This is a genomic window from Nocardioides caeni (assembly GCF_004912195.1).
GTDB lineage: Bacteria > Actinomycetota > Actinomycetes > Propionibacteriales > Nocardioidaceae > Nocardioides > Nocardioides caeni.
The window spans coordinates 1-12,562 of the sequence record NZ_STGW01000021.1 but is presented as its reverse complement, the minus strand read 5'-3'; the positions used below and the strand labels follow the sequence as shown (position 1 = coordinate 12,562).

9 protein-coding genes are annotated in these 12,562 nt (G+C 71.5%); 1 reads left to right on the top strand and 8 read right to left on the bottom strand.

Annotation, left to right across the window (positions count from 1 at the left end):
* From purF to E9934_RS18355, 3 genes are all read right to left on the bottom strand, one after another.
* On the bottom strand, positions 1 to 1,413 hold a 1,413-nt coding region (purF, locus tag E9934_RS18365; RefSeq protein ID WP_136564383.1), incomplete at its 3' end, for an amidophosphoribosyltransferase.
* Between the two features lie 186 nt (positions 1,414 to 1,599).
* Positions 1,600 to 2,952, bottom strand: coding sequence for a dipeptidase (locus E9934_RS18360; RefSeq protein ID WP_136564360.1), 1,353 nt, complete (start codon positions 2,950 to 2,952; stop codon positions 1,600 to 1,602).
* 37 nt (positions 2,953 to 2,989) lie between these two features.
* Positions 2,990 to 3,364: a sterol carrier family protein gene (locus E9934_RS18355; protein ID WP_136564359.1), complete on the bottom strand. Its 375-nt coding sequence runs from the start codon at positions 3,362 to 3,364 to the stop codon at positions 2,990 to 2,992.
* 60 nt (positions 3,365 to 3,424) lie between these two features.
* On the opposite strand from E9934_RS18355, the gene E9934_RS18350 reads away from it, so the two are divergent.
* On the top strand, positions 3,425 to 4,477 hold the full coding sequence (locus E9934_RS18350; protein WP_136564358.1) for a hypothetical protein: 1,053 nt from the start codon (positions 3,425 to 3,427) through the stop codon (positions 4,475 to 4,477).
* Between the two features lie 39 nt (positions 4,478 to 4,516).
* Here E9934_RS18350 and purL read toward each other — a convergent pair whose 3' ends face one another.
* The 5 genes from purL to E9934_RS19735 form a co-directional block, all read right to left on the bottom strand.
* Complete coding sequence (gene purL, locus E9934_RS18345; RefSeq protein WP_238695050.1) at positions 4,517 to 6,829, bottom strand: phosphoribosylformylglycinamidine synthase subunit PurL; 2,313 nt, start codon at positions 6,827 to 6,829, stop codon at positions 4,517 to 4,519.
* Positions 6,830 to 6,863: 34 nt separating this feature from the next.
* A complete protein-coding gene (locus E9934_RS18340; protein WP_136564357.1) occupies positions 6,864 to 8,555 on the bottom strand; it encodes a sulfatase family protein in 1,692 nt (563 codons plus the stop codon).
* Complete coding sequence (locus E9934_RS18335; protein ID WP_136564356.1) at positions 8,552 to 10,345, bottom strand: serine/threonine-protein kinase; 1,794 nt, start codon at positions 10,343 to 10,345, stop codon at positions 8,552 to 8,554. The genes E9934_RS18340 and E9934_RS18335 overlap by 4 nt, the downstream gene beginning before the upstream one ends.
* Before the next feature lie 5 nt (positions 10,346 to 10,350).
* Positions 10,351 to 11,442 carry a zinc ribbon domain-containing protein gene (locus E9934_RS18330; protein ID WP_136564355.1) on the bottom strand — a complete coding sequence of 364 codons (1,092 nt, stop codon included), beginning with the start codon at positions 11,440 to 11,442 and terminating at the stop codon, positions 10,351 to 10,353.
* Positions 11,424 to 12,562: hypothetical protein (locus E9934_RS19735; protein WP_202977384.1), on the bottom strand; the 1,139-nt coding region annotated here is incomplete at its 5' end. The genes E9934_RS19735 and E9934_RS18330, both read right to left, overlap by 19 nt.

The following is a 12,562-nucleotide window of genomic DNA, read 5'->3' as shown; positions in this document are numbered from 1 at the left end:
CAGGCTGGCCTCGAGCAGGTGCTTGCCGAGCAGGCTCTCGTCGGGCAGCTCGATGGGGTAGTCGCCGGTGAAGCAGGCGGTGCACAGGGAGCTCTGCTCCTGACCGGTCGCGTCGATCATGCCGTCGAGCGAGATGTAGCCGAGGCTGTCGGCCCCGACGGAGGCGGCGATCTCGTCGACATCGAGGCCGTTGGCGATCAGCTCGGCGCGGGTGGCGAAGTCGATGCCGTAGAAGCACGGCCACTTCACCGGCGGCGATGAGATCCGTACGTGGACCTCGAGCGCACCGGCCTCCCTCAGCATCCGGATCTGGGCGCGCTGGGTGTTGCCGCGCACGATCGAGTCGTCGACGACCACGATCCGCTTGCCGCGGATCATGTGCTCGAGCGCGTTGAGCTTGAGCCGGATGCCCAGCTGGCGCAGCGTCTGGCTCGGCTGGATGAACGTGCGCCCGACGTAGGCGTTCTTGACGAAGCCCTGCCCGAACGGGATGCCGCTCTCCAGCGCGTAACCCGACGCAGCGGGGGTGCCGGACTCGGGGACCGGGATGACCAGGTCGGCCTCGACGGGGAACTCGCGGGCCAGCTGGCGTCCCATCTCGACACGCGCCTCGTGGACGCTGCGGCCGGCGATGGTGGCGTCGGGGCGGGCGAGGTAGACGTACTCGAACACGCAGCCCTTGCGGCGCGGCTCGGCGAACCTGTGGGAGCGCAGACCGTCCTCGTCGATGACGATCATCTCGCCGGGCTCGACCTCGCGGACGACGCTGGCGCCGACCGTGGCGAGCGCGGCGTCCTCGCTCGCGACGACCCAACCCCGGTCGAGCCGGCCCAGGACGAGCGGCCGGATGCCCTCGGGGTCGCGGGCGGCGTAGAGCGTGTTCTCGTTCATGAACACGAACGAGAACGCGCCGTTGACCTGCGGCAACAGCTCGAGCGCGCGAGCCTCGAGCGACTGGTCCGGGTGGTGGGCCAGCAGCGCGGTGACGATGCTCGTGTCGTTGGTCGCCTTCTCCAGGTCGCGGGCGTGGATGTCGAGCTCGCCCTCGTCGCTGGGCAGCGCCGCCATCATGTCCGCCAGCTCGGCGGTGTTGATGAGGTTGCCGTTGTGGCCCAGCGCGATCGAACCCAGCTCGGTCGGCCGGAAGGTGGGCTGCGCGTTCTCCCACGTGCTCGCCCCGGTGGTCGAGTAGCGGCAGTGGCCGACCGCGAGGTGTCCGGCGAAGGACGCCAGCGCATTCTCGTCGAACACCTGGGACACCAGGCCCATGTCCTTGTAGACGAGGATCTGACGGCCGTTGCTGACCGAGATGCCAGCCGACTCCTGACCACGGTGCTGCAACGCATAGAGACCGAAGTAGGTCAGCTTGGCGACGTCCTCACCCGGGGCCCATACGCCGAAGACTCCGCACACGGCCGCAAGCCTACCGGCGGGAAGCGCCCGGACCGGATTCTCCGGAGTGCGAGACGCGCCACGTGGGGTGAACGAGTCGGCTCGGATTCATCACGGTATGCAGGCGAGCACGCACTTCCCGTGCGGAGCTCCACTCGGGAACCGACCACTCATCTACATACCGTGATGAATCGGCCCCGGCGAAGCTCAGCTGCCGAGGTTGCGCAGCAGCAACGCCTCGGCGAGCAGCACCTTCTCGAACTCGGCCAGGTGCAGGCCCTCGTTGGGGCCGTGGGCACGGGTGTCGGGGTCCTCGACGCCAGTCACCAGGACGGAGGCGGCGGGGAAGGACTCGAGGAACTCCGCGATGAACGGGATGGACCCACCGACGCCCATGTCGACCGGCGCGGTGCCGTCCCAGGCCTCGGTGAAGGCGGCCCGCGCGGCGTCGTACGCGGGACCGGTGGCGTCGATCTGCGTCGCCTCGCCGGTGTCGACGACCGTGACGGTCAGCTGGGCGCCCCACGGCACGTGGGCCTCGAGGTGGCGGCGCAGGCAGTCGAGGGCGTTGGTACTCGTGTCGCCCGGGGCGATGCGCAGGGAGATCTTCGCGCGGGCCGCGGGGACGAGGGTGTTGGAGGCGCCGTCGACCTTGGGGGCGTCGAGGCCGGTGATGCTCAGCGCCGGCTTGGTCCAGAGGCGCTCGACCGCGGAGCCGGAGCCGATCCACTCCAGCCCGTCGATCGCACCGGACTCGGCTCGCAGCCGCTCCTCCGGATAGTCGACGTCGGCGGCCGGACCGGCGTGGAGGCCCGCGACCGCGACATTGCCCGCGTCGTCGTGGAGGGTCGCGATGAGTCGGGACAGGGTGATGAGGGCGTCGGGCGCGAGGCCACCCCACATCCCGGAGTGGACCGCGTGGGTCAGCGTGCGGACCTCGACGTCGACGCGGACCAGGCCGCGCAGGGAGGTGGTGAGGGCGGGCACGCCGATGTCCCAGTTGCCGGAGTCGGCGATGACGATGACGTCGGCGGCGAGGCGGTCCTGATAGGCCTTCAGCAGCTCGGGGAGCGTGTCGGAGCCGACCTCCTCCTCGCCCTCGATGAAGACGCGGACCGTGACCGGGAGCTCGTCACCGAAGGCACGCAGCGCCGCGACGTGGGCGAGGATGCCGGCCTTGTCGTCGGCGGCGCCACGGGCATGGAGACGCCCGTCCCGCTCGGTCGGCTCCCACGGCGGGGAGTCCCACTCGGCGTGGTCGTTCTCCGGCTGCACGTCGTGGTGGGCATAGAGCAGCACGGTCGGTGCCCCCTCGGGGCCCCGTTTCTCGCCGATCACGGCCGGCGGGGCGCCGTCGAAGGCGCGCACGATCTCGACGTCGACGCCCTCGGCGGCAAACAGGTCGGCCGTCGCGCGCGCGCTGACCTCGACCTGGTCGAGGCGAGCCGGGTCGGCGCTGACGGACTGGATGCGGACGAGCGCCTCGAGGTCCGATCGGACGCCCGGAGCGAGCTCGGCGAGACGGGCACGCAGGTCTGCGGTGGTGACGGGTGCGGTCATGGAGCCAACCTAATCCGATCGTCTGCGCCGACCGTGCTCACCCCAGCGGGAGGTACGGCGCCAGGTCGGTCCGCTCCCCGCTCGCGGTCACCCGCCCCGAGGCCACCGCGTCGGCCCAGCCGATCTCCCCGGCGGCCAGGGCCAGCCAGGTGAGGGCGTCGGTCTCGACGACCGCCGGCGGCGTACCGCGGGTGTGGCGGACGCCCTCGACCACCTGGACCGCGGCGAAGGGCGGGACACGCACCTCCACGGACCGGCCGGGTGCGCGCTCCTCGAGAAGGGCCAGGAAGTGCTTGGTCAGCAGCTTGAGGTCGGCGCGGGCGGCAGGCTCGTCCGCAGCGAGCGCGGCCGCGATCCGGGAGCGCGCACCGGCGACGTCGTCAGGGGCAGCAGGTCGGAGGCGAGCAGGCATGGTGTGGTCATTGTCCCTGTCAACGCCCTCGGCCCCGGGTCTGACCGGCACAATGACCCCATGCGTCTGCCTGCCCGCGTCACGACCCCCGGTCGTGTCGCCCTCGTCCTGCTCGCCCTCTCCCCTGCGCTCGCGGCCTGCGGCGGCGAGGAGGAGGCGTCGGTCGGCGACGTCATCTCGGCCCGCAAGGACGACCAGTTCGCGGAGGGCCGCACCGGTCGGCTCACCCTCCCGACCGGACGCCTCGAGGTGACCGTGGGCGAGCCGGCCACCTCCCTCGCCGCCAACGACACCCGCGAGCTGGAGCCGATCGAGGCCCCCGACGGGGCGAGCTTCGTGCCGATCACCTGGCAGTACGACGCCGGCACCTTCGGCGACTACGCCGACTACACCGAGAACGACGAGGAGCCGGTGTTCGACCTCGTGGCCGACGGGGCGAACTACCGCCTGCCGCCACCCAACCCCACCGGCGTCGGCTCGGAGTCGTTCTATGTCGTCGTGAACGGCGCCGGCGAGAGCCCGTCGCTCAACGTCGACTTCGACGGCGTCACCCAGACACTCGACCTCACGACCGGTCAGCGCGACCCCGGCCTCGCGAAGCCGCTCTACAAGCTCAAGTCGCGCAACGACCGGACCCAGTCGTGCGCGAGCGACGTGACCTTCGGCAAGGACCCGGTGGGGGCGCCGTCCTTCGCCTGCACGACGACCCGCACGGCGCGGATCCCCTACGCCGGTGGCGCCTGGGCCGAGGACGGCCACTCCTGGCTGGTCGTCAGCGTCACGACCGCCTTCCGCCGGTGGGACGTGTTCGCCAAGGACGGCAAGTCCGGTGCGATCTATGCCGCGACCGGCGTCGAGTCGACCTTCCGGCTCGGCGACATCAAGCCCACCCAGGTCATCGAGGACCGGCTCGGCAGCTCCTGCCCCGACGCCACCCGCGGCTGCCTGATGACCTACCACCTGATCTTCGACGTCGAGGGCTCGAAGGTCCCGAAGCGGCTCAAGGTCGACCAGGACTACGAGTTCACGCTGCTGCAGGTCTGGGGCGGTGGCGACGGCAAGCAGACCATCACCGTGCCGCTCAAGGTCGACACCTTGCTCCGCTCGTCCTGACCCGGTCGTCGAGGAGCGAGCTCCTCGACCACCCGGTCGTCAGCCCAGTGCGGCGGGCAGGGTGGCGGTCCAGGCGTCCCGGAGCTCCGTGAGCGGTACGTCGAACTGCCCCTCGACCACGAGGGCGTCGCCGCCGGTCGTGCCGATCACGGTGGCCGGCACCGCGTGGCGGGAGGCGGCGGCCATCAGGTCCTCGAGCGCGTCCGCCGGCACGGTGACGACGGCGCGGGCGGTCGACTCGGCGAACAGGCCGACGAAGGCGTCCTGGTCGAGGTTGTCGAGACCCACGATCGCGCCGATGCCGCTGGCCATCGCCGCCTCGGCGAGGCCCTGGGCGAGGCCGCCGTCGGAGAGGTCGTGGGCGCTGGTGATCGTGCCGACCAGCTCCTGCAGCAGCGCCGCGAGGTTGTGCTCGTTGGCGAGGTTGACCGCGGGCGGCCGACCACCGAGATGGCCGTGGACGACGTGCGCCCACTCCGAGCCCGACAGCTCCTCGTGGGTCGTGCCGAGCTGGACGACGACGTCGCCCGCAGCCTGGAAGGACGACGGGGTCCGGCGGGTGACGTCCTGGATCACGCCGAGGACCGCGACCACCGGCGTCGGCAGGATCGCCGTCTCGCCGGTCTGGTTGTAGAGCGAGACGTTGCCGCCCGTGACCGGGATCCCGAGCTCGAGGCAGGCGTCCTTCAGGCCGCGGCAGGCCTCCGCGAACTGCCACATCACGTCCGGGTCCTCGGGGGAGCCGAAGTTGAGGCAGTCGCTGACCGCGACCGGCTGCGCCCCGCCCGTCGCCACGTTGCGGTAGGACTCGGCGAGGGCGAGCTGCGCGCCGGCGTACGGGTCGAGCTTGGCGAAGCGACCGTTGCAGTCGGTCGAGATCGAGACGCCGAGGTTGGTCTCCTCGTCGACGCGGATCATGCCACTGTCGGCGGGCTGGGCCAGGACGGTGTTGCCCTGCACGTAGCGGTCGTACTGGTCGGTGATCCACGACTTGTCGCACAGGTTGGGGCTCGCGACGAGCTGGAGCAGCGTGGCGCGGAGCTCGTCGCCGGTGGCGGGCCGGGCGAGCGCCTCGGCACCGTCGGCCTGCAGCGCGTCCTGCCAGTCCGGGCGGGCGTAGGGGCGCTCGTAGACGGGTCCGTCGTGCGCGACCGTGCGCGGGGGGACGTCGACGACGACCTCGCCGTGCCAGGTGATCTCGAGGCGACCCGAGTCCGTCACCTCGCCGATCACGACGGCCTCGACGTCCCACTTCGCGCAGATCGCCATGAAGGCGTCGATGTCGGCAGGCTCGACGACCGCCATCATCCGCTCCTGGGACTCGCTCATGAGGATCTCCTCCGGCGAGAGCGTGGAGTCGCGCAGCGGCACCCGATCGAGCTCGCAGCGCATCCCGCCGTCACCGGCCGAGGCGAGCTCGGTGGTGGCGCAGGACAGGCCGGCGCCGCCGAGGTCCTGGATGCCGGCGACGACGCCGGCCCGGTAGAGCTCGAGCGTGCACTCGATGAGCAGCTTCTCCATGAACGGGTCGCCGACCTGCACGCTGGGGCGCTTGGCAGGGCCGTCGGCGTCGAAGGTCTCGCTCGCGAGCACCGACACGCCCCCGATGCCGTCGCCTCCGGTGCGGGCGCCGTAGAGGACGACCTGGTTGCCGACCCCGGAGGCCTTCGCCAGGTGCAGGTCCTCGTGGCGGAGCACACCGATGCAGCCGGCGTTGACCAGCGGGTTGCCGAGGTAGGTCGCGTCGAAGACCGCCTCGCCACCGATGTTGGGCAGGCCGAGGCAGTTGCCGTAGCCACCGACACCCGCGACGATCCCGGGCAGCACGCGGTGGGTGTCGTCGGCGTCGAGCGGGCCGAAGCGGAGCGGGTCCACGACGGCCACGGGGCGGGCGCCCATCGCGATGATGTCGCGGACGATGCCGCCGACACCCGTCGCTGCGCCCTGGTAGGGCTCGACGTACGACGGGTGGTTGTGGCTCTCGACCTTGAAGCTGACCGCATAGCCCTGGCCGATGTCGATGACGCCGGCGTTCTCCCCGATGCCCGCGAGCACACGGCCGATCGGCTCCCCAGCAGAGTTCGTCTGCAGTTCCCGGATCTCCTGAGCGAGCTCGCCGAACTGGCGCAGGTGCACCTTGGAGGACTTGTAGGAGCAGTGCTCGCTCCACATGACCGAATACATCGCGAGCTCGGCGCCGGTGGGCCGGCGGCCGAGGATCTCGCGGATCCGCTCGTACTCGTCGGCCTTGAGACCGAGCTCGGCCCACGGCTGCTGACGGTCCGGGTCGGACGCGGCAAGAGCGACGGTGTCGAGGGCGGAGCGGGACGGTGCAATCGGGGTCTCGGCCACGGGCCGAAGGATATCGGGCGGTGGTCCGACCGCTTCAGCCCTGTCCGTACTCAGCGGCCACCGCAGCGCGCTGACCCACGGTGATGGCGCGGTTGAGGTCGGTCCCGGCCACCCATTCGTCGGCGAGTGGTCGCCGGCAGGCGTCACCGGCGCAGGTCGCATAGGCCTGCCACAGCTCGTGCAGCGCGGTCAGGGTCGCGTCGTCGGCTCCCCACGCGAGGCTCTCGAGCTCGAGGGGGTCCGCCTGGAGGTCGTAGGCCTCGACCTCCCCGGTCGAGTAGATGACGAACTTCCATCGCCCCAGGCGCAAGCCCATCGTGTCGAGATCGCCCATCCCGGCGGGCCGACCCTTCGCGTTCAGGTACGTCGACTCGGGCATCAGGCCCTCGAGCAGCACCGGCCGCGTCCAGCCCCGGTCACCGTCGCGCAGCACCGGGCGGATGTCCGTGCCGTCGACCGCCGGGAGGTCGGCGCGCGCCCACGCGGCGATCGTGGTGGCCAGGTCCTGCACCGTGACCGGGTCGTGGCGGACCCCGCGCGGGACCTCCGGCCCGGCGATCAGGAAGGGCACGCGGATCGACGGCTCGTGCAGGTTGATCTTCCCCTGCCGCTTGCGGTGCTCGCCCAGGTAATAGCCGTTGTCCGAGGTGAACACGACGACCGTGTCCTCGCCGCCGGGCACCCGGCGCAGCATCCGCAGGGTGCGCGCCATCTGGTCGTCGAGCACGGAGAGGGCCTCGGCACGTTGTCGACTGACCTCGGTGAGGACCTCGACCTCGCGCTGGGTGAACTGCGGGAACGAGCGCACGTAGGCCGGTTTGTCGCTGACGTCCTCCTCGGCGATCCCGTCGGCGGGCATGCCGAGCCCGTGGGTGATCGCGTCGTCGAAGCGACCCTGCACCGACGCGGGTCGCGCCGGCGTCAGCCACTTCACGCCGAAGCCGTCGGCGCGCGGCACCGTGCCCGGGTCGTCGGGCTCGGCCGGACCACCGTGGTGCGGGGCGACCGGGTTCCACCACACGAACCACGGTGCGCCGTCCTCGGCCGCGGCGAAGCGCCTGATCAGGTCGCGGGTCTGCTGGCCGGTGACGTCGGTCGAGTACTGGCCGGCGAAGTTGACGAGCTCGCCGTTGATGTTCGAGGTGAGGTCGAAGTAGTGGTAGGTCCCACCGCCAGGGCTCTCTCCGGGAGCGAAGACGTGGTCGGTGGAGCCGTACCACTGGTTCCAGCCCGGCGGGACGTAGAGCAGCGAGTCGTCGCCGTCGTACGTCGGCTGCTCGCCGTAGCCGTTGAGGTACTTGCCGACCAGGGCGGTGCGGTAGCCGGCCGCCTGCAGGCTGGTGGCCAGCGTCGTGGAGTCGTCGAACGCGCCGAACCCGTAGGGCGCCTCGTGGCTCAGCACGCGGTGGTTGTGGGAGTACTTGCCCGTGAGAAGGCTGGCCCGGGCCGGGCAGCACAGCGGGTTGGGGGCGAAGGAGTTGAGGAACTCCAGGCCGCGCGCCCCGAGCTGCCGCCGCGTCTTCGGCATCCACTGGAGCTCGTCGGCCCGCATGTCGTCGGCCATCACCAGCAGCACGTTGGGCGCGGCGGCAGCGGCCGGCGCCCGCACCCGGTCGTCGCCCTCGCCGCCGGTGGGAGCGGGCTCCGACGCGGGGTCGCCCGAGCAGGCGGCCAGGACGAGGGTCAGCAGGGTCGCGGCTGCCCACAGCCGCCGCCCGCGCGTCACCGCTCGACCAGGTAGGCGTCGACGGGGCAGTAGTCGGCGTGCAGCGCCTGCCACGTCGTGCTGTCGAGCAAACCATTGCCCTCGAACCCGCGGCGGCGCTGGAACTTCGTCACCGCGTCGACCAGGTCGTCGGTGTAGGCGCCGTAGATCTGGTCCTCCCGCAGCAAGCCCTTCGTCGCCAGCGCCCACTGCGCCTGACGCACCTGGTGCCGCAGCCGGAAGTCGCCGCTGGCGTAGCCCGGTGCGATCGTGGGCTGCTGGCTCGCGGAGGAGAGACAGAAGCACAGCTCGCGCACCTTGGACGGGTTCGCGAGCCGGCGTACCCAGGCCACCGGCGACTTGATCCGCGCGAGCGTCTGGCAGGCGGCCGACATCGTCGGGAACGGGCCGAGGTAGGCGTTGAAGACGAGCGCACCGGTCGCGGGGTCCTCAGGCAGGAACGCCGCACACGAGGCGGACCCGTCGAGATAGCGCGCATCGGGATTGCCGCGTACGGCGGCTCCGAGCTTCTCCTCGTATTCGGTGCGGTCGCCGGAGGTGGCGAGGATGACCACGAACTCGTCGTTGCAGGGCTGGTTGACGAAGTCGGCATCGATCGCGAGCGGCCCATCGGTGCCGGATGCGTTCGTGGTGGCGGACGGCCCCGGCACCGGGGTGGCGTCGCTCGAGGAGGTCGACGCGTCACGATCGCTCCCGGCGGCCGACGACGGCTCGTCGCCGCCCACGAGGAGCAGGGCGCCGCCGACCGTCGCGGCGACGAGGACCAGCACGCCGATCGCTGCGGCGACCAGCCTCCGTCGCCCTCGCCGGGCCCGCTGCAGGGGGCCGACGACACAGGGTGCGGTGACCGGAGTCGGCTGGGCGAGCTGGGTGCTCGCGGCGGACGGTGGCGGAGGCACGGTGGACGGCGGGGGCGGGGCGGACGGCGTCGACCGCTCCAGGGTCGGCGCTCCCGGCGGGCCGGCGGCGGCGAAGTAGCCGAGCGCGCGACCGAAGGCATCGGCGCTGCGGAAGCGGGCAGCCGGGTCCTTGGCCATCGCCATCCGCAGGGTCTGGTTGAACTGCACTTCCTCGGCCGTCGCGCCGAGGAGCTGCGGGATCGGCTTCTGGAGGTGTCCGAGGAGGATCTGGGCCGCCGATCCCTCATAGGGCGCATGCCCGGTGACCGTCGACCACAGCACGCATCCCAGTGCGTAGATGTCGGAGGCGATGGTCGCCTCCGCGCCGTCGTGGCGCTCGGGAGCCATGTAGGGCGGCGTCCCGATGACGCCCTGCGTGGCGGTGAGGTCGCGACCGTCGGAGACGGCGGCGATCCCGAAGTCGCACAGCAGCGCGCGCAGGGTGCCGTCGGGCAGGCGCTTGAGGAGGACGTTCGACGGCTTGATGTCGCGGTGCAGGATCCCGGCCCGGTGGGCGTCGTAGAGACCCGACGCGACCTGGCGCACGAGATCGGCCGCCCGGGTCGGGCTGAGAGCACCCTGCCGTTCGATCAGCTCGGCGAGGTCGCCGTCGGGCAGCAGCTCGGTGGCCAGGAACAGCGATCCGTCGTGCTCGCCCGCGTCGAAGACCCGCACGACGTGCGGTGAGTCCAGCCGGGCGAGGATCCGGGCCTCGCGCAGGAAGCGGTTGCGGTAGGACGGGTCCTCGGCCAGCTCCGGCGCGAGCACCTTGAGCGCCACGGCCCGCTCGAGGTCACGGTGAGTGGCCTCGAAGACGATGCCCATCCCGCCGCGCCCGAGCTGCCGGCCGACGTCATAGCGACCGAAGGACTGACCGGATTGCGGCACCACGGCGCTCAGCTGCTGGTGCCGCCGTTGGCGACGGCCTTCATGTGCTGGACGTCGAGGTCGGCGAAGACCTGTCGGGCCGTGGCCGCACTGTCGGTGTAGATCGTGACCGAGTAGGGGGCGTCCCGGTTGATCGACCACACCGAGAGCTTGTAGTCGTAGTAGGCGCCCTGCGCCTGCCAGGGACCGGGCGCGCCGACGGCGTCCATCTCGGTCCGGCCGAGGTCGACCGGCGAGCCGGTCCCCCGGTAGTTGCGCGCCATCTGCTTCCAGACGTTCCAGCGGCTGTAGTGCACGACCGTGCCACCCAGGTCGCACCAGCTGGCCTGGGAGCGTTGGGCGGAGGCCTTCACCTCACAGTTGGCCTCCTGGGCGTCGGGAAAGACCCAGGAGAAGCTCGTCGAGCCGACCAGAGCCGGGCAGCTGGTGGCGCTGGTGCCGTCCCAGCAGTCGAGGACGACCGCGGTGCCGCCGGTGCTCGCCGAAGGATCGGGCGACGACACACCTTCGGCGTCCGTCTCGTCGGCCTCGTCGTCGGCCTCGTCGTCGGCGTCGTCATCCCGGTCGGCGCCGCGGGTGCTGTCCTGCCCGGCGCGGTCCCGGTCGCGGGCATCCTCGGTCGAGTCGTCCGATCCGCTGCGCAGCACCAGGGCCGTCACCAGGGCACTGATGAGGGCGAGCACGACAACCACGCCGAGCACGGCCAGCAGACCACCCCGGCCACCCCGGCCACCCCGGCCCGGTGAGCTGGGCGGGCTCGCGGGAGCACCCGGGGCCAACGGGACCGGTGGCCCGACCGGCGGCAGCATCGGCGGCGCACCGCGCTCGGTGATGTCGATCGGCACGGAGCCGGGAGCGGGCGGGGCGTCGGGATAGGGCACCGCCGCCATCGTGCCGGCGACCGTCGGATCGGAGGGAACGGCCGGCGTCGGAGGCATCGGGGCTGCCGGGGCTGCCGGGGCTGCCGGAGCGGCCGGGGCTGCCGGGGCGGCGCCGGCGGCGCGGAAGGGCGTACCGCAGGTGGTGCAGAAACGCTGGGCGTCGTCGGTCCGGGCCGAGCCGCAGTGGGTGCAGAACATGGTCAGAGCTCGTCCTCCCACCGGTCGAGGAGATCCTCGACCAGGTCCTCGTCCAGTGCGTCGAGAGCGAGGGTCGCGTACTCGGCTGCGGTGGCGAGCGGGTCGAGCTGGTAGCCGCCGTCCACCTCCTGCATCACGACGAAGTACTGGTCGATGTCCAGATCCCGCACGACGTCGGCGAACTCGTCGTCGTTGCCGAAGCACCAGGTCTCCGACTCGCTGACCAGCTCCTCGTCGGCGTAGCCGACGAAGTTGCCGTACTCGTCGTAGCCGCCGTCGTCCTCGTAGTAGCCGTACTCGTCGTAGTTCCCTCCGTCGACATAGTCGTAGGTCGCGAACCCGTCGCCCGTGCCGGTGACGCACTTGCCGTCGATCTCGATCTCGACGGTCTCGGAGTAGTCGTCCTCGTAGCCGGTGGCCACGACCCGCGCACCCTTGACGGTGACCTTGACCCGACCGTCGCCGATGTCCTCCTGCTCGAGGTCGAGATCGCTCACCTCGACGTCCGCGGAGACGGCGTCGTCGCCGTAGCGACCGTTGAGGGCATCCTCGACGAGCGCCACATAGGGCCGCAGCGGACGACCGAGGTCACCCGGCAGGCTGGCGATCAGCGTCTCGCCATCGCTGTCGCTGATCGCCTCGGCGATCCCCTCGACGACGTCCTCCGGGGTGTCGCCGGTGATCGGCTCGAGGTCCTCGGACAGGAGGTCGTAGTCGGGGGTCTCGAGGTCGTCGACCTCGTCGTCGGCGACGTCGTAGGCGAGCTCGGCGACGGAGCCGAGGAGGGTGACGTACCAGCGGCCGCCGACCTTGACGGTCGTGAGGAACGGCTCGTCGTCGCCCCACTCCTCCTCGAAGAGCTCGGAGAGGTCACCCGACTCGGACTCGTCGCCGGACTCGTCCTCGAGGAACGAGAGCCGCTCGGGCAGGTCGTCGGGGTCCCAGGAGACGTCATAGCTGCCATCGACGACCGCCACGCGGGCGAGGTCGTCACCGAGCTCGTCGGTCTCGAACTCGAGGTCGGTGAGCTCGACCTGGACGGCGTCGGTCAGACCGTCGCCGTTCGTCAGCTCCTCGTCCTCGGCGCGCTCGAGGGCACGCTTGATGACGTCCTCGAGAGCGTCGACCTCGTCCGGGGCGA

What these genes read in the sequence shown, in the direction of transcription:
- E9934_RS18355 (WP_136564359.1), bottom strand. Translation starts at nt 3,364, where the DNA reads ATGCCTGCTCGCCTCCGACCTGCTGCCCCTGACGACGTCGCCGGTGCG.
- E9934_RS18360 (WP_136564360.1), bottom strand. Translation starts at nt 2,952, where the DNA reads ATGACCGCACCCGTCACCACCGCAGACCTGCGTGCCCGTCTCGCCGAG.
- E9934_RS18350 (WP_136564358.1), top strand. Translation starts at nt 3,425, where the DNA reads ATGCGTCTGCCTGCCCGCGTCACGACCCCCGGTCGTGTCGCCCTCGTC.